Genomic DNA, 16,366 nt, shown 5'->3' on the forward strand with positions numbered 1-16,366 from the left:
AAACATCAAAACAAGGCAGAAATCATGCTTTCTCTCGCTGATGAGATGATTACGGATGGCCATCGCTCCCTCAGTTGGAGCGCACCACGTCCATGAAACGGGGGCCGTAAAGGTGCAGTTTGTTCTCGCCCACGCCGTTGACCGCTAGGAACTGGGCGTCCGTGACCGGCTTGATACGGGCCATGTCACGCAGGGTTTTGTCGGAGAAGACAATGTAAGGCGGTTTGCCGATTTCCTGGGCGATGGTCCGACGCAGCTCACGGAACTTCTGGAAGAGCGCCTCATCCTCTTCGGTGGGTTCGTAATCGCCATAAACGGCCTTACCGGCACGCGAGCCGCCAGCACCATTTGTGTCATCGGCATCATAGGAACCGAAAGCGGAACCTGATGTTGCGGCAACCGGCTTCTTGCGCTGGACGCGTTTGATCTCATAGTGGAAATCGGGTTTCACTGTCTCCCCCGCCCGCACACCGAAACGGACAATCGGCAGTCTGCCTTCAGAAACGAACAGATAGCCATCGGTGGCCATCTGGTTGATGACATCGTGGATTCGCGCGTCCGGCACATCACGCAACGCACCATAGCTTGGAACACGGTCGAGGTGACGATTGATGAGATCCTGCGCTTTAGAGCCTCGTAATACGGATACGATCTTGCCCATGCCGAAGCTCTGGTTCAGGTCGTGGACGCAACGGCTCACCGCCCGAGCCACGTCGGAAACGTCGATGGTCTCGAACGTGCTTTCGCAATTGGAGCAGTTGCCGCACCTGAATGTTTCACCATCCGCTTGCGTATCCTGCTCTGAATCATGTTCTGCGGGATCGACGCTCTTGGGATCGGCGAAATACCGCATGATGTAGCGGTGCAGACATTCGGTGGTGCGGCAATAGCCAATCATAGCGTTCAACAGACGCCGATGACTCTGCCGAACGATCTCTTGCTCTTCGGGGCTCATGCGGTCGTTGTCGGAATCCATGTCCAGAAGCCTGCGGCGGGTGACGATATCCGATTCGTTCCAGAGCAAAGTGCAACGTCCCGGTTCGCCATCCCTGCCCGCTCGGCCAGCCTCCTGATAGTAGGCCTCGATGCTTTCCGGCATATTGTGATGGATGACGTAGCGGACGTTCGACTTGTCGATGCCCATGCCGAAGGCGTTGGTGGCCACCACCACCGGCACCTGGTCGGTGACGAAATCGCGTTGCGCCTTGTCGCGCGCCTCAGCGGACATGCCGCCGTGATAAGCGGCGGCAACGATGCCGTGTCGGTTCAGCTCGTCGGCGAGCGCTTCGGTCTCCTTGCGTGTGGCGCAGTAGACGATGCCGGATTCGTCGGGATGCTTAGCTGCATATTCGGTAATCCATACGTTCTTACGTTTGGTCGGCATGTTGATGATGTCGAAATAGAGATTTGGCCGGTCAAAGCCCGTAACCGTAACCTTGGGATTGCGAAGACGCAGCAAACGGACGATATCACGACGCACTTTTTCGGTGGCGGTCGCCGTGAACGCGGCGACGGTCGGTCGCACCGGCAAACTGTCGATGAACTCGCCGATGCCCAGATACGACGAACGGAAATCCTGTCCCCATTGCGAGACGCAGTGCGCTTCGTCCACCGTAATCAGCGATATTTTGACCTGCGAGGCGAAGTTGCGGAACCGTTCGGTTTCCAGACGTTCGGGGGCAACGTAAAGCATTTTCACATCGCCACGACGGGCCAGCGCGAACACCATGGATTGCTCGTCGCTTTCCTGCGTGGTGTTGATGAACGCGGCCTTGATGCCCGCATCATTCAAGGCGTCCACCTGATCGCGCATCAGCGATATCAGCGGGGAGATGACGATGGTCAGACCTGGCAACATGGTGGCCGGCACCTGATAGCAGATGGATTTGCCGGCCCCTGTCGGCATTACCCCCAGAACGTCATGGCCAGCAAGGATGGCATTGACCAGATCCTCCTGACCTTCGCGGAACGAATCGTAGCCGAAGTACTGCTTCAGGGCTGCGAGCGCACCACTAGACGGCCCAGACGATACAGACTCAGCCTGGGTCAATGACGAGGAAGAAGGCAATGCAGACATCAGTCACCGAGCCCATTCTTCAGTTCGATGCCGGCTTCGCTCATCTGCTTGCGTGCGCTCACGCCTTGGTCCTCGCTGACCGGTTCGGTCATGTCCTCAAAGACGGTGACGGAATACCCCAGCTTCTTGGCGTCAAGAGCGGTTTCCTTGACACAGTGCGATTCGGCCAGGCCGACCACATCGACGTGGTCGACGCCGGCATCCTTCAAGCCCTGAGCCAAGGTTTTGCCGTCTTTCTGCATCTGGGCGAATTCCTCGCGGGTCTGCACGCGGTCGGTATTGTCTTCGATGCCTTCGAAGCCGGAATACGCCGAGGCGTACTGGCCCTTTTTGAAGTGGTGCTTAAGACCAAGCGCCGCGATCTGTGGCATCAGTTCGGCGTTCGGCGTGCCCGCGACGCCGTGCTTCGGCCATGAATCCACAAAATCGGGATGGTCAGAGAAATGCGAACCCGGTTCGATATGCCAATCCTGCGTGGTGGCGATATAGGCGTACTCATCGCCATGCGCCTTCACATATTCGGCGATGCGATCGGCCACAGCCGTGCCGCCTTCGACCCCAAGCTCCCCACCTTCGCAGAACGTGGGCTGCACGTCCACGATGATCAATGCCTTGCCTGCCATATTGACTCCTGCCACTACCTTGAATCCGAATGATTTCCGAATTCCAAAACCAACTCCACAAAGATTGCGCCGCCGAATCGCCAAGCGCGAACCCGCTCGGCCAGAACCCACTCAACTCAAAACCAGACCGTCAGTCCTCTTCAATCTGCTTCAGTGCGTCCTCGACGCTGACGCACAAATCCGGAAAATGCTTGATCAGATCCTGGTCACCGGTCACCACCATGTCGGCGTTGGCCTGGCGCGACGCGGCGATAATGAGGTCATCCTCATAATCGGGATGAACCTCCCATAGCTTGAGAGCATTCTTGCAAGTTGATTGATCAACCGCAACCACCATTGCAATTAATTTCAATAAATCATCAACGCAATGCCAACCGAATTTAGGAGCCATATTGGAGACCGTAGCCTGCACAACTACAGATTCGCTGTTTGCAAATTGTTTTTTGAACGATGACCTCGAAATGTAGTCAACATCCTTTAAAGACAAGGATATGCAAAGCAGCTTAATCACGTCCGAATCCAAACAGGCACGCAGAAGTTGCATAGCGTTCGCGTTACCGGAACGCCATCCAAGAAGGTAATCCAGCAACACATTCGTGTCGAAAACCACTCGTTTTTCTTCAATCATTGTCATCACCTCTCTTATTTATGCGCATATTCATCGACTACATCTTCATAAGCCGCATCGCGCATTTCCTTATATGTCATATTCGCCCAAGGATGTTCGCCGTCATCAGACAAACCAGCCTCTTTCAACGTTCGAGACCACAAGGTCGCACCATCCTCCATCGCCTTGAGTCTGCGCTGCTTTTCGGCTTCCCTATCGGCCTTTTCAGCTTTAGTTTGCAAATCCGGAGTATCGCCATAATCCTTGATGAAGTCCCACAGCTCACGCACCACGGAACTTGGGTTCTTCCCCCTGCGCTTGAGTATCTCGTCAACGTCGTCTTTTAAGTCGGCATCGATACGAACGTTCATCTGCACCATCGACATAGTCCCTCCTTTACCTCGCACTCATGACTCTAACTGCTATACGTTATAGCTTAACATATATCGTAATAAAATCAAAACGGGACAGAAGCATTGTCCTGTCTCGTTTTAAAGAGTTTCAGCTAAAAAATAAAATCACTGCTATACGCGGCACACAAAGCCTTCCCATGGGCCAAGCTGACCTCGCACGGGCAGCGAACCAGTGGTTGAAATCAGCAACCGAGCCTTGTCAAGATTCCCGCTCGTTGCCAGCAATTTCGCCGCCTGACGCGGAATCGGAACGTTCTGGCTGGAACAGTTCACCGCAACCAACAGTTTTTCGTTGCCGAGCGAACGCGTGAAAGCGTAGACATACTCGTCATGGGCATCAATCAGCTTCCAATCGCCGGCGGCGACCACCGCGTTGGTGTGCCGTAATTCGATAAGCTTCTTATAGAAGGAATACACAGAATCCGGATCGTCCACTTCCGCCTCGACGTTGATGACATCGTGGTTCGGATTGACAGCGATCCACGGTTCGACCGAAGCATCCGATGCCGTAAAGCCGGCGTATTTGCTGCCATCCCACTGCATCGGCGTACGCGCGTTGTCGCGGCTGCGTTTGGCCAGCACCTCCAGCATTTCCCCGGGCGAGACCTGATGCTGCTCGTCGACGCGCTCCTGATAGATGTTGAGCGACTGGATGTCGCGGTACTGCTCGAGCCGGGTGAAGTGGGCATTGGTCATTCCCAGCTCCTCACCTTCATAGATATACGGCGTGCCGCGATGCATGTGCAGCAGCAGGCCGAGCGCCTTGGCGCTTTTGACCCGCATCGCCTCGCTGTCGTCGCCCCAACGCGAGAGGGCGCGCGGCTGGTCGTGGTTGCTGAAATACAGGCTCGCCCAACCGGCTTTGCGCACCACCTTCTGCTCCTTGGCCATGACCTTGCGCAGATCTTCGACCTTGAACGGGACCGGCGTCCATGTGTCATAATTCTTGCAATCAAACAACACGTGGTCAAAGAGAAACATCATGTCAAGCTCGCCGTGGGCCGGATCGGTGATATAACCGTCGCGTTTCATGCGGATTCCGGGCGCCTCACCCACGGTCATATAGCCTTCGCGCCCGTCGAAGACCGCACGGCGCATCTCGCGCAGGAACTCGTCGAGCCGCGGCCCGTCAGTGCAGGCCAGGAACGGCGTGGAATAGCCATGATTCGCCGGCAAATCAGGAATGTGCCCGCCCTGCTCGCCCGGCAGCTTGCCGTTGGAATCGACGCGCTTGGAGATTTCGGCGATGACGTCCATGCGGAAGCCGTCGATGCCGCGATCCATCCACCAATTCATCATCTTGTAGACGGCCTTGCGCACCTCCGGATTCTCCCAGTTGAGGTCGGGCTGTTTGGCGGAATATTGGTGGAGATAGTATTCGCCGCGTTTCGGATCGTAGGTCCAGGCCGAACCGCCGAAATAACTGCCCCACTTGTTCGGTTCCGCGCCCGGCGTGCCCGGTTCGTGCCCCTTGCGCGCCGGCCGCCACCAATACCAGTCCGCGTGTTCGTCGTTCTTGTCGCGGCTGGCCTGAAACCACGCATGCTCGTCCGAGGTGTGGTTGACGACGAGATCCATCACGACCTTGAGCCCGCGTTTGTGGGCTTCGCTCAGTAGCTCGTCCATATCGTCCATCGTGCCGAATCTGGGGTCGATGTTCTGGTAATCGGCGATGTCGTAACCGTTGTCGACCTGCGGCGAAACGTAGACAGGACTCAGCCACAGCACGTCCACGCCAAGACCGGCCAAGTAATCAAGCCTAGAGATAATCCCCTGAATGTCGCCGAAACCGTCGCCATTACTGTCCTGGAAACTGCGTGGGTAAATCTGATAGACCACCGCGTTGGCCCACCAAGGATTCGGCGTCGCCCCGTTGGTGCGTACGTCGTCCGCAATCGTCATCCTCTGTCCATCAACCATATCAACACTTCCTTCCGCTGCTGCATCTTCGCACTTACGTATCGAATCTCAACATTCATCATATTCGTTATTACGAAAACTTGGAATCCCTCGATACATCGTTTCTCATAACACGCAATCGGTCTCTGTCATTCCACGTTGCCCAACTTCGAATCGCCGGCAAAAACTAAATCGTCAATGTGATATATTTGCAACATAGTGATAAATACATCACTACACTTGTAGTTACGAACAGTTTGTAATCACCGGAAAGGAACCGAAGATGCCAACGTCATCACATCGTTTCAATCCCAAAAGTTGGTCGCTGAACCAGATACGCTGGGTGCAATTCGCTTGCATGCTGCTCGCCACCCTTATTTCACTTCCCGCTGTGTTCTTCCCCGACACTTGGATTTGGCAGCATTTTCTTTGCATGGTCGGCTTCCTCATTCTGGGAGGTATCGACCTAGCCCTCAATAAACTGATTTCACATGGCCCGAACGGCATGTTCACCATGGGGTTGAGCAACTCCGCGGAAAACAGATTGAAAGACGAGAGCGCGCTGCTCCATGAGAATCAGGCGAATACCATGTCTATTTTCATTTTGTTCTTAGCGCTCATCTGCATCGCCATGATCAACCAATTCGCTTTAGGCAATTGGCTGCGTTTCAATGTCTATCTTCTGCTCTTCATCGCCTCATTGATGGAGACGGTGCAATTGGGATGCTATCTCTATCTCGAACGTCGTGACTTGAAGGCCGCCGATGCCGAGGCTTAATACCACGCTCAAGCAGGTCCGGCAGAAAGCTGGCATGACACAATCCGAACTTGCCGCACTGGTCGGCGTGCGGCGCGAGACCATCATCCGGTTGGAAGCGGGCGCGTACAACCCCTCACTCAAGCTGGCGCTTGATATCGCGCACGTTTTCGATACCACCGTCGAAAAGCTGTTTTCCTTCGAAAACTGAGATGCACAAAAGTATGCCACCGAAACGCGCGAAATACCAATCCATAGCCGTTTCCTCAAATGAACGGTTCATCTTCCCTAGGCCAGAGGCGCAATTATCCTTGGGATTATGGAGTATATCGAAACGCAATCAGAACGCACCGAACTGCCGCTGGTGGTCATCCCCACGATGTTCGAGGCCATGTACCAGCCGCTCGCCACAAGCATGCGCATGCTGCACAACGTCGCCCGCGTGAGGATGTACCGTGATTTCAACATCGAGCCGGAGACCATCGTCGAACGCTGCAAAGACGCCGATATCGTCGTGGTCATCGGCTTCCACGTCACCGGCAAGCTGCTCGACGAACTCGCCACCCACGTCCGCTGCTTCGTGTTCGGCGGCACCGGCGTCGCCAATTTCATCGATCTCAACCGCACACGAGAACTGGGCATCCGCGTGTGCAACACCGTCCATTATGGCGATGAAACCGTTGCGGAATATACGTTCGCGCTGATTTTCGAACTTGCTCGTGGCGTCGGCACGATGGATCGCAGCATCCGCGAAGGCAACTGGAGCGGCCTCGAAGGTACGTCACTGAAAGACAAGACCATCGGACTTGTCGGTTTCGGCGGCATCGGCCAGACCGTGGCCCGCATCGCCGACGGTTTCGGCATGCACACGCTGGTCTGGAATTCGCACGTCAACGCCGCCACCGCACGCTCATTGCGGGCAACGCGGGTTGACAGCATCGGCGAGCTGATGGCCCATTCGGATATCGTGAGCCTTCATCTGCCATTGAACGACGAGACATTCCGGGTCGTCACCGCCGCCGATCTCGACCAAATCAAACCAGGCAGCTACTTCATCAACACCGCCCGTGCCGAGCTCATCGAACCAGGCGCACTCGCCAACAGGCTCAAGCGCAGCGACATCAAAGCCGCCATCGATGTCTATGACACGGAGCCGCTGCCCGCCGATGACCTGCTGCGCTCAGTCCCCAACACGATCCTCACCCCGCATGTCGCCTGGCGTGCCGACGACGCCTACCGTGACCTTTCCCGCCAACTCGCGCGCTCAATCCTCGCCTTCTGCAATGGCGAGCGTTTCAACGTGGTGGAATAGCAACAGACTTACAACGACGCGGCGGCAACTAGTTCACGGGTATAAACGGCTTGCGGTCGATTCAGCACGTCATCGGTGCTGCCGCTTTCGATCACCTTGCCATCGTGAAGCACGACGATACGATCAGCAATGTGCTGGACAACGCCCAAATCGTGCGAAATCATGATGATGGCTGTTTCCGGGCGCGACTTGCGGATGGCAGCGAACGCCTCAAGGATCTGCAAGCGCGCTGCCACATCAATGGCGCTCATCGGTTCGTCAGCGACAATCAGCTTGGGGTCGGTGACCAACGCACGGGCGATGGCGACACGTTGCGCCTGCCCACCTGAAAGGTCAACCGGATAACGATTCAGAAACTCATCAGGATCAAGACCGACCAAGGACAGGGATTCTCGTACTTTCTTGTCGATATCCAGATTGTGGTTTTTCGAATACTTGTGTTGGATTCTCAACGGTTCCGCCACCGACTTGGCCACCGTCCAACACGGGTCGAGTGAGGTAAACGGGCTTTGGAATACGAGACTTGATTCCCGGCGCAAAGCCTCATATCCAGCCGATTTTCTGCCGTCGACCTCTTCGCCTTCGAACGTCACCGTTCCCAAAGTCGGCTTGTCAAGGCCCAGCAGAATCCGTGTCAACGTGGACTTGCCCGACCCTGAGCCGCCGATCAATGCAAGGCACTCCCCCGAACGCACTTCGACGTCCACGCCGTCCAGCGCAACCTGTCGCTCTTTGTCTTTCCCGAACACACGGTTAATCCCTTTGCCGGTCAACAACATCTGTGGCTCAGTCATCATAATCCCGCTTTCGTTGCAACGTGAGCTCCCGCGCCGCCCCTACCAATTTCTTGGTCTGCTCGTTCTGCGGATCGTCAAGCAAATCTGAGGTCTTTCCCGATTCGATAATCCGGCCGTCGTCAAGCACATAGCAACGAGTCGTGGCTCGGGCGAGCACCGAAAAATCGTGGGTGATGAACAGCATCGAAGCTCCGGCTTTGTCTACCAACGAAACCAGCAGGTCCACGATCTGACGCTGGGTAATGGAGTCGAGGGCCGTCGTCGGCTCGTCGGCGATAATCAGGCGCGGCGAAGTAATCAGAGCTGTGGCAATACCGACGCGCTGCTGCTGGCCGCCGGAGAGCTCGCTCGGATATTTCTTCGCCGTGGCCTCGTCAAGCCCGACCTTTTCAAGCATTTTCGCAACACGGGCTTGCCGGTCGGCTTTGTCCAAATCATAATGAAGTTTCAGCGGCAGTTCGACCTGATTGCCGACGGTCAAAACCGGATTCAACGATGACGCAGGATTCTGGAACACCGCACCGACATAGCGCCCACGCAGACCGGCAAGAACGGCTTCGTCCGCCCCGATTACTTGCGTATCGCCAAGCATCACAGAGCCTTCAGCTTGTGCGTTCATTGGCAGTAGGCCGAGCATCGCCTTGGAAATCATGGATTTGCCGGAACCCGACGATCCGATGAGCCCGACTCGTTCACCGTCGCCGATACGCAAATCGACACCGTGCACAATCGGCTTGTCGGCAATAGAAATACCAAGCTGTTTCACTTCAACACTCAAAATCAAACCTCCCGCAATTCCGGATTGGTCACAGGATCGACGGCATCGCGCAACACGTCGCCGAAAACATTCAACGCCACCACCACGACGGTGACGATGAGACCAGGCCAGAGGACGGTCAGCGGATAGACATTGATGAACTTGACCGACGTGGCCAGCGAATGCCCCCAGCTCGGAACGCCGCTCGGAACGCCGACGCCGAGGTAGGTCAGGCCGGATTCGGCGAGCACGGCGGTGCCAGCGGAAAGCGAAAGCTGGACCATGATGGTCGGCATCGTGTTTGGCAGGATATGGTACAGCATCACCGAGAAACCTGAAGCACCGTATGAAAGCGCCGAGGCGACATAGTCGGAATTGGCCGCCAGCAACGCCTGCGGCCGTGCTATACGCGCCAGATTGAGGCCGTAGCCGATGCCGCAGGCGATGATGATAACCGCCACCGAAGCCCCCATCGGAACCGCGAGAATCAAGGCAATCAGAACGGTCGGGATGGAAATCAGGGCGTCCACCGCAACCACCGAAACATTCGACAGCGCCGAGTTGCGCGAGACCATCGCGCCCATCAGCAATATGCCCAACGCTCCAGCGAAGATTACGGCCAAGATCGCGATGAAAAGGTTCGTGTGTGCCCCGGCCATCAGCCAGCTGAACACGTCCGCGCCGGTGCCGTCGGTGCCGAGCCAATGCGCGGCGGATGGCTTGGCCCAGACATGGTAACCGTCGGTCGCCCACAGCGATTGCGGCGTCCAAACCAATGAAATCAGCGAAACTGCAACCCACAACGCCAATACGATGAGTGCAAACTTGCCTTCGCCACGCCGCCATATAGAACGTAATACAATGGCAAACTTATTCGAAGACTTGGTTCCCCTGTTCTTTGATACTTTTCCAGAAGGCTGAGTCATTGCATTTTCAACGGCATAAAGAGCATCCTGTTGTGCATTCGTCGATTTCTTATTGATGCGATTCGATTCGGGTACGTTTCTCGTCATTGCGCACCTCCTTGGACGGCGTGCTTCAGACGCGGGTCGAGGAAGCGGTGCAACAGATCTACGAGGAAGCCGACGAGCAGGAAGAACGCGGCCAGCATGAAAAGCTCGCTTTGCACGGCGATGAGGTCTCGATTGCCGAGGTCGGTGACCAAGCCCGCGCCGATGCCAGGCAGCGCGAAGAGGTTTTCGATGACCATGACGCCGGTGATCATGCCGGCGAACATCAGCCCGACCACACTCACCAGCTGCGGCGTCGCCAGTCGCAACCCGACCTTAAGCGCGGCCTGACGGCGTGTATAGCCGCAGGCCATCGCCTGATCCATGTAGCCGCTGTTCATCACGTCACCCAGCGCCGAACGTGTATAGCGCATCAGGCTCGCGCCGTCGATGATGCCGACCGTCAACGCAGGCAACACCAACGAGGCCAATGCCGAACCAAAGCTCGACCAGCCGGCCTCAGGGAATCCTTGTGAAGGCAAGATACCCAGCAGTCCCGTTCCGCGCCCAAACAACAGAATCAGCAGCAGACCTCCCCACAGCGCGGGGATGGCACCGCCGACGATGGCGACGAAGTGGAATGCGGAACGTACCGCCGAACGCGTGGTCAAAGTGGCCACTACCCCGAGCGTCAGGCCGATGGCGAGCGCCACGACAAGCCCCAGCACAATCAGCGGAAAAGTGACCGAGGCACGCATGGCGACGGTCGAGCTGATCGAGCGTCCGGTCAGAAGCGAGGTGCCGAAGTTGCCGCGCAGCAAACCGCCCATCCAGCTGAAATACTGCACAACCAGCGGCCGGTCGAGCCCCATCTGCGAGCGCAGCTGTGCCACACGTTCCGGCGGTGCGTTGAGCCCGGCCATCACGCTGGCCACGTCGCCCGGCAGAATGCGCAGCGCCGCGAAAATCACCACCGAAATGGCAAGCAGCGCCGCCACAAACAGCAGGAAACGCTGAATGACGAATCGCATCACACTACCTATCCCTTTCCAAATCAGATATTGGAACCAGCACGAATACAACTCCTAAGTTCTGTGATACCTCTGCACTGATGCCAAGGCCGCAACAGGAATCATGTCGACAATCTTTATTTCGTGATTTCCTCTGTAAAAGAGCCGGGCATACAGGGAAAATTATGATTTAAGGCCATTTTCGTAATTTCCTCTGCATGCGTATCATCTTTATCAAGAAAATCATGATTCGAGCCGATTCTTCTGAATCTCATCGCATCCTCACTATGAACCATGAGCTGCGCACACACTCATGCAGCCGCTACTTGGCTGATGTCATATACATCACTCCATACAGCGGCAGCAGTGTCTGGTTCAGGTTGAGCGGGAAGCCCGATACGCCCCTCCTCATCGCGGTGGTGATGCGGTAGTTGAAGAGCCAGTCGGCCGGCGCGTCCTCGCTAACCACACGGGCTGCCTTGGCCAGCAACGCGTCGCGCTGAGAGTCGCTGGAGGCGGCCATCGCCTGGTTGTAGTAGTCCTTGACCTTCTGGTTGCTGTAGTTGTAGTAGTAACTGTCCTGTGTCCACTGCGAGAAGTCGTGGCTTTCGTTGTGATCGACCAGCGAGAGGTCGTAGTCCTTGTTTTTCAGCACGTCCTGCAGCCACGTGGAGAATTCGACCACATTGACTTTCAGATCGATGCCGATGAGCTTCAACTGGCTGCGCAGCTGGTCGCCGAGTTCGGTGCCGTAAGTGTTGGCGTAGGTCAGTCGCAGCTCAAGCGGATGGTCTGGCGTATAGCCAGCCTCCTTCATCAGCGCCTTCGCCTTGTCCACGTTGTGCGGATACAGCCTGGTCAGATCCTCGTAGCCAGGGTCGAGCGAGGGAATCGGCCCACCCAACGGCTTGTCGGCCCCACCACGTGAAGCGATGAGCTGCTTGTGGTCGATGGCGTAGCGGATGGCCTGGCGCACGCGCACGTCCGCGGTCTTGGCGCCCTTGGAATTCATGGCGAGCACGTATTTGTCGGTGTCGTCTCCGGCCTCGACCCGATAATGATCCTTGTCTTTTACAAAGGGTTCGGCAAGGTTCTCAGTCACGGGTGCCAGCACCTGGACATCCCCGGATTTCAGCGCGTTGACGGCTGCATTGTCATCGCCGAAATAGCGCAGCACGATAGTTGGAGTCACCGCCTTGTGCTCGCCCCAGTACTTCGGATTGGCCTTCAAGGTGATGGAATCGTTCGGCACGAATTTGGCGACGGTATACGGCCCGGAGCCCACCGCTTGAGTCTTCATATCATAGTTGGCGTTTTTGTCGAACACCAGTCCCGGCCGGCAGGCGAGCACCCACAACAGGTTGGCGTAGGGCGCGGTCAGGTCGAGTTTGACGGTATCGGCGTCGGTGGCCGTCACCGACTTGAAATTCATGAGCGATTCGGAATCGTGATAATGCTTGGACACCAGTTCGTTGATGGACCACGCCACGTCGTTGGCGTTGAGTTTGTCGCCGTTGGAGAAGTTCATGCCGCGGTTGAGATGGAACGTATAGCTCAAACCGTCGGCGCTTTTCTCCCAGCTTTTGGCCAGCCCCGGCACAACCTTGTTGTTGGAATCGCGGGCGACAAGTCCTTCATAGACATTGCCGACGAGCACCTGGTCGAGCGAGGAGCCGGACTGGTTGCGGATATCGAGGTTCGTGGGGGCAAGTTTGAGACCCACGGTCACGGAATCAGCTTTATGCATCTCAGCCATTCCCGTATCGACCTTTTGATTGCCGCGAACCACGACGAAAACGGCGATAAGCGCCACCACAACCACCGCCGCGATAATCGCCCAGATCCAACCTTTTTTCTTACCTTTGCCGGTCTTACCGCCGTTGCCGCCAAAACCGTTACCAGCGTTGCCGCCTTTGACATGCGCGTTGAGCGTCTCATCGGTGCTGCCCGCGCTGTTTTTGCTGGGATTGGCGTCGGCGTTGGCATCCCCCGCATTTGCGGAGCCGCCGGTCACACTCGCTTTGACACCGGAAACATTCGCCGCCGTCTCGTTTTCGTTGCCGCCTGTTGCATTGTTATCGGTTGCGTCGTTCTCGCCGTACACACCTGAATTGGTAGGCATACTTTCCTCTTTGATAGGTACTATTACATTCGCTAGCCGCCCTTACGGGTCGTCTGCACTTCCCCATCCTAGGATTACCGATAGATTTATGGCGTCAAATCCAGTACACCCAGCGCACAGAACTCACCCATTACACCTAGCGAGCCCGAAACGTCCCATACGCCTCAACCGCGCCTACCCCTTCAGATCCAGCTTCCAGATGCCGTCATTGCCCACCCGGCTACTGATGATATGAATGAATTCCGAAAGCATCCAGATGGCCGCGATCTCGGTGACCGCGACGAGGAACACGGCTATGTAGATGCCGAAGGACATCAACCTGGCGAAGGTCCAGAACAAGAAGAACGTCACCAACATATAGATCTCCGCGAATCCGATGATCGAGCGCAGGAACCTCAGCTGCCACAGCTGGCGCGCGTCGTCGTCAAGCACCAAAGCGTCATACAAAAGGTTGAGCGTGGACACGATGACGACACCCAGCAAAACGCCGCCCACGACCACCGAAATATTGGCCAGCGGCTTCATTCCGGCCAGCAGCGGCCAGTTCACCAACACCCTGGGAATGGTCCCATAGATCAAAAACGCCCCCCAAGCCACCATGCAGAGCAGCGAGACTTGGGTAAACAGAATGGCGATTCTTAACCAGATGCGTGATTTCATAATTCCAGTTTACGTTGAGGCCTCACTTTCGAGCGTCGAGCTATCATAAAAGGACACGCGCATTGGAAAATGCGCATCATCCGTATCGTTCAAGGCGTGGCCCACGTCTGGAAAACTTTTAGGAAAGGCGGACACATGCTCCTCGCCATCGACATCGGCAACACGAACATCGAAATCGGCGTGGTGGACGACGCCTCCTCGGCCATCACCGACACCTGGCGGATCACCACCAAGACCTTCCGCACCAGCGACGAATATGGCCTGCTGTTGCTCCAGTTCCTCGATACGGGCGGATACAGCCCCGAGGACGTCCAGGACGTCATCATCGCCTCGGTGGTGCCGCAGATCATGCATTCCTTCCGCTCCAGCATCATCAAGTTCCTCGATATCGACCCGATGGTCGTGGGCCCTGGCGTCAAATCCGGCCTGTCCATCCGCATGGACGACCCGAAATCGCTGGGGGCGGACTGCCTGGCCGATTGCGTGGGCGCCTACGGCGTCTACGGCGGCCCGGTGCTGGTCGCGGATTTCGGCACGGCGACCACCTTCAATTACATCGACGGCAACAAGGCGATCACCGCAGGTCTCATCAGCCCCGGCCTGCAGACCTCCATCAGCTCCTTGGTCTCCGGCACGGCGCAACTGCCGGAAGTGGAGATCACCCGGCCCGACTCCATCCTCGCCAAAGGCACGAAAACCGCGATGCAGGCAGGATTGTATTACAACTTCCTCGGTGGCATCGAGCGCACCATTGAGCAGTTCCATCGCGAAATCAACGAGCAATTCAAGGTCGTAGCCACGGGCGGCCTCGGCTCCGTCTTCAAGGACGACACCGACGCCATCGACGTCTACGACCCGGACCTCATCTTCAAAGGCATGTCGATCATCTACCAGCTCAACGCCTGAGGCAGAGGCGAATCCCAAGAAACCAAACCGGCCTCATTGCACGGTGAAGCCCTGGTTGGTGCCGTACTCCTTGATGTCCTTCTGCCATAAGGCCATGCCGTCGACCAGGCTCACCTTGGGCCCCGGGTCCTGCGGCAGGTTCAGCGGGCTGCCGTCCTGGTTGGTCTGCCCAAGCCTGATCCGGTTCTCCACCTTGAGCAGGGAGCGTTCGGCGTTCGTCCACTTGTAGGATTGCCCGAGTGTGGCCCGGAAATCGCTTCTCGCGTAGACCTCGAAGGGCAGGTATTGGTAGCCGACCGACACGTTCTCGGCGGCGCGCGAGAGCACGCGGTTGAACTGCTGGCCGCCGAAATAGGGCACGTCGATGCCGCGCGAGTCCCGCACGGTGGTCTTGTTGAGGAAACGCGGGCTGTTCAATGTCGCCTTATCGGCGGGGAACGCGCCGCCGTCGACCCTTTTGGCGATGCCGGAGCGGTCGAGGCAGACGTAGCGGATGAAACGCATGGCGGCCTCGGGTTTGCGGCTCAGGTTCAGCACCGAAAGCGCCGATCCCCCGTTCTCGGAGTTCGTCGCCGAGCCATCGGCCGTGGGCATCGAGGCCACCCGCCAGAGCCCGGCGCTTCCCGGCACATCGGAAAGCAGGAGCGAGGGCATCCACGCCCCGGTGAACACAGAGGCGACCGACCCGGTGGCCAGGGCGTTCTTCCAACCATCGGACCAGGTGTTGAGCTGGGTGTTGATGAGGTCCTCGTCGATCATCTTCTGCCAGAACGCCGTGAAACCTTGCGTCCCCGCGTCATCGGCCAAGTCCACCGTCACGGTTTTGCCGTCCCCGGTCGTGTGGAAGGGCCGCCCTCCATTGAGCCAGATCATGGCGTTGTAGAAACTCGCGTCCCCGGCGTCTGCGGCGATGTAGACGCCAATCGCCTTGAGCTTTTTGGCGGCCTCGTAGTAATCATTCCATGTGTGTATTTGAGAGGCGTCGACACCAGCCTGTCGGAAGACGTCGTCGTTGTAGAAGAAGGCCATCGGACCGGAGTCCATCGGCACACCGTAGACGCGGCCGTTCATGTGCACGCTCGACCAGGTGCCGGGCGTGTAGTTGTCGCCGTAGCCTTGCGTCTGGTCGGTGATGTCACGCAACTGGCCGCTGACGGCGTACTGCGGCAGGGCGAAGTACTCGAGCTGCACCACGTCAGGCATGTTATAGCCGTCCTGGATGGCGGAATTGAGGTTGTCGTAGCCGCTGGTGGCCTTGATGTCCACGCGGATATCGGGGTTGGCGAGCTCGAAATCGCGGGCCTCGGCCCTCATGCTCGGCTCCCACGACCAGACGGTGATGACGGTGCGGTTGTCCTGCCGCCCGCAGGCGGAGACGGCGAAAACGGCTGACAACACAGCCATCATGGCCAACAGACGCCTGACCTGTCTTAATAACACCGCGCACTCCAGTCTCGCCGAACGTTCTTCAACAGT

At 57.2% G+C, this 16,366-nt stretch carries 16 protein-coding genes; 4 read left to right on the forward strand and 12 right to left on the reverse strand.

The genetic code is table 11. The features are described from left to right. Positions 1 to 70: 70 nt before the first annotated feature. The 5 genes from recQ to OZX73_RS06105 form a co-directional block, all read right to left on the reverse strand. Positions 71 to 2,077, reverse strand: a complete 2,007-nt coding sequence (gene recQ, locus OZX73_RS06085) for a DNA helicase RecQ (RefSeq protein ID WP_277148537.1) — start codon at positions 2,075 to 2,077, stop codon at positions 71 to 73. Then, positions 2,077 to 2,700: an isochorismatase family protein gene (locus OZX73_RS06090; protein ID WP_277148539.1), complete on the reverse strand. Its 624-nt coding sequence runs from the start codon at positions 2,698 to 2,700 to the stop codon at positions 2,077 to 2,079. Before OZX73_RS06090 ends, recQ begins: the two co-directional genes overlap by 1 nt. A 130-nt stretch (positions 2,701 to 2,830) precedes the next feature. Continuing rightward, positions 2,831 to 3,328 (reverse strand): PIN domain-containing protein, encoded by a 498-nt coding sequence (locus tag OZX73_RS06095; protein WP_277148541.1) that lies wholly within the window; start codon positions 3,326 to 3,328, stop codon positions 2,831 to 2,833. Positions 3,329 to 3,342: 14 nt separating this feature from the next. Beyond that, complete coding sequence (locus OZX73_RS06100) at positions 3,343 to 3,693, reverse strand: damage-inducible protein J (protein WP_277148544.1); 351 nt, start codon at positions 3,691 to 3,693, stop codon at positions 3,343 to 3,345. 138 nt (positions 3,694 to 3,831) lie between these two features. After that, complete coding sequence (locus tag OZX73_RS06105) at positions 3,832 to 5,640, reverse strand: alpha-glucosidase (RefSeq protein WP_277148546.1); 1,809 nt, start codon at positions 5,638 to 5,640, stop codon at positions 3,832 to 3,834. 337 nt (positions 5,641 to 5,977) lie between these two features. Between OZX73_RS06105 and OZX73_RS06110 the strand changes: the two genes are divergently transcribed. The 3 genes from OZX73_RS06110 (at position 5,978) to OZX73_RS06120 (ending at position 7,688) form a co-directional block, all read left to right on the forward strand. Beyond that, positions 5,978 to 6,397: a hypothetical protein gene (locus OZX73_RS06110; protein ID WP_277148548.1), complete on the forward strand. Its 420-nt coding sequence runs from the start codon at positions 5,978 to 5,980 to the stop codon at positions 6,395 to 6,397. Continuing rightward, on the forward strand, positions 6,384 to 6,587 hold the full coding sequence (locus tag OZX73_RS06115; RefSeq protein ID WP_277148550.1) for a helix-turn-helix transcriptional regulator: 204 nt from the start codon (positions 6,384 to 6,386) through the stop codon (positions 6,585 to 6,587). The genes OZX73_RS06110 and OZX73_RS06115 overlap by 14 nt, the downstream gene beginning before the upstream one ends. 108 nt (positions 6,588 to 6,695) lie before the next feature. Beyond that, entirely contained in the window at positions 6,696 to 7,688 is a 993-nt protein-coding gene (locus OZX73_RS06120; RefSeq protein ID WP_277148551.1) for a D-2-hydroxyacid dehydrogenase family protein, read from the forward strand. An 8-nt stretch (positions 7,689 to 7,696) separates the two neighbouring features. On the opposite strand, the gene OZX73_RS06125 is transcribed toward OZX73_RS06120, so the two are convergent. The 6 genes from OZX73_RS06125 to OZX73_RS06150 all read right to left on the reverse strand — a co-directional run bounded on the left by OZX73_RS06125 (position 7,697) and on the right by OZX73_RS06150 (position 13,984). Further along, complete coding sequence (locus OZX73_RS06125) at positions 7,697 to 8,485, reverse strand: dipeptide/oligopeptide/nickel ABC transporter ATP-binding protein (RefSeq protein ID WP_277148553.1); 789 nt, start codon at positions 8,483 to 8,485, stop codon at positions 7,697 to 7,699. Further along, positions 8,475 to 9,263 (reverse strand): ABC transporter ATP-binding protein, encoded by a 789-nt coding sequence (locus tag OZX73_RS06130; RefSeq protein WP_277148555.1) that lies wholly within the window; start codon positions 9,261 to 9,263, stop codon positions 8,475 to 8,477. Before OZX73_RS06130 ends, OZX73_RS06125 begins: the two co-directional genes overlap by 11 nt. A 2-nt stretch (positions 9,264 to 9,265) precedes the next feature. Beyond that, positions 9,266 to 10,168: an ABC transporter permease gene (locus OZX73_RS06135; protein WP_277150943.1), complete on the reverse strand. Its 903-nt coding sequence runs from the start codon at positions 10,166 to 10,168 to the stop codon at positions 9,266 to 9,268. Between the two features lie 83 nt (positions 10,169 to 10,251). Further along, complete coding sequence (locus tag OZX73_RS06140) at positions 10,252 to 11,223, reverse strand: ABC transporter permease (RefSeq protein WP_277148557.1); 972 nt, start codon at positions 11,221 to 11,223, stop codon at positions 10,252 to 10,254. Between the two features lie 301 nt (positions 11,224 to 11,524). Continuing rightward, entirely contained in the window at positions 11,525 to 13,324 is a 1,800-nt protein-coding gene (locus tag OZX73_RS06145; protein WP_277148559.1) for an ABC transporter substrate-binding protein, read from the reverse strand. Between the two features lie 174 nt (positions 13,325 to 13,498). Then, positions 13,499 to 13,984 carry a hypothetical protein gene (locus tag OZX73_RS06150; RefSeq protein WP_277148561.1) on the reverse strand — a complete coding sequence of 162 codons (486 nt, stop codon included), beginning with the start codon at positions 13,982 to 13,984 and terminating at the stop codon, positions 13,499 to 13,501. Between the two features lie 135 nt (positions 13,985 to 14,119). On the opposite strand from OZX73_RS06150, the gene OZX73_RS06155 reads away from it, so the two are divergent. Continuing rightward, positions 14,120 to 14,890, forward strand: coding sequence for a type III pantothenate kinase (locus OZX73_RS06155; protein ID WP_277150944.1), 771 nt, complete (start codon positions 14,120 to 14,122; stop codon positions 14,888 to 14,890). A gap of 33 nt (positions 14,891 to 14,923) precedes the next feature. On the opposite strand, the gene OZX73_RS06160 is transcribed toward OZX73_RS06155, so the two are convergent. Next, the gene (locus OZX73_RS06160) at positions 14,924 to 16,297 is read right to left on the reverse strand and encodes an extracellular solute-binding protein (RefSeq protein ID WP_277148563.1); all 1,374 of its coding nucleotides are present in this window, start codon (positions 16,295 to 16,297) and stop codon (positions 14,924 to 14,926) included. Positions 16,298 to 16,366: the final 69 nt, after the last annotated feature.

This window comes from Bifidobacterium sp. ESL0775, assembly GCF_029395475.1.
In the GTDB taxonomy this organism is placed as follows: domain Bacteria; phylum Actinomycetota; class Actinomycetes; order Actinomycetales; family Bifidobacteriaceae; genus Bifidobacterium.

What these genes read in the sequence shown, in the direction of transcription:
- recQ (WP_277148537.1), bottom strand. Translation starts at nt 2,077, where the DNA reads ATGTCTGCATTGCCTTCTTCCTCGTCATTGACCCAGGCTGAGTCTGTA.
- OZX73_RS06090 (WP_277148539.1), bottom strand. Translation starts at nt 2,700, where the DNA reads ATGGCAGGCAAGGCATTGATCATCGTGGACGTGCAGCCCACGTTCTGC.
- OZX73_RS06095 (WP_277148541.1), bottom strand. Translation starts at nt 3,328, where the DNA reads ATGATTGAAGAAAAACGAGTGGTTTTCGACACGAATGTGTTGCTGGAT.
- OZX73_RS06100 (WP_277148544.1), bottom strand. Translation starts at nt 3,693, where the DNA reads ATGTCGATGGTGCAGATGAACGTTCGTATCGATGCCGACTTAAAAGAC.
- OZX73_RS06105 (WP_277148546.1), bottom strand. Translation starts at nt 5,640, where the DNA reads ATGGTTGATGGACAGAGGATGACGATTGCGGACGACGTACGCACCAAC.
- OZX73_RS06110 (WP_277148548.1), top strand. Translation starts at nt 5,978, where the DNA reads ATGCTGCTCGCCACCCTTATTTCACTTCCCGCTGTGTTCTTCCCCGAC.
- OZX73_RS06115 (WP_277148550.1), top strand. Translation starts at nt 6,384, where the DNA reads ATGCCGAGGCTTAATACCACGCTCAAGCAGGTCCGGCAGAAAGCTGGC.
- OZX73_RS06120 (WP_277148551.1), top strand. Translation starts at nt 6,696, where the DNA reads ATGGAGTATATCGAAACGCAATCAGAACGCACCGAACTGCCGCTGGTG.
- OZX73_RS06125 (WP_277148553.1), bottom strand. Translation starts at nt 8,485, where the DNA reads ATGATGACTGAGCCACAGATGTTGTTGACCGGCAAAGGGATTAACCGT.
- OZX73_RS06135 (WP_277150943.1), bottom strand. Translation starts at nt 10,168, where the DNA reads ATGACTCAGCCTTCTGGAAAAGTATCAAAGAACAGGGGAACCAAGTCT.
- OZX73_RS06140 (WP_277148557.1), bottom strand. Translation starts at nt 11,223, where the DNA reads ATGCGATTCGTCATTCAGCGTTTCCTGCTGTTTGTGGCGGCGCTGCTT.
- OZX73_RS06145 (WP_277148559.1), bottom strand. Translation starts at nt 13,324, where the DNA reads ATGCCTACCAATTCAGGTGTGTACGGCGAGAACGACGCAACCGATAAC.
- OZX73_RS06150 (WP_277148561.1), bottom strand. Translation starts at nt 13,984, where the DNA reads ATGAAATCACGCATCTGGTTAAGAATCGCCATTCTGTTTACCCAAGTC.
- OZX73_RS06155 (WP_277150944.1), top strand. Translation starts at nt 14,120, where the DNA reads ATGCTCCTCGCCATCGACATCGGCAACACGAACATCGAAATCGGCGTG.
- OZX73_RS06160 (WP_277148563.1), bottom strand. Translation starts at nt 16,297, where the DNA reads ATGATGGCTGTGTTGTCAGCCGTTTTCGCCGTCTCCGCCTGCGGGCGG.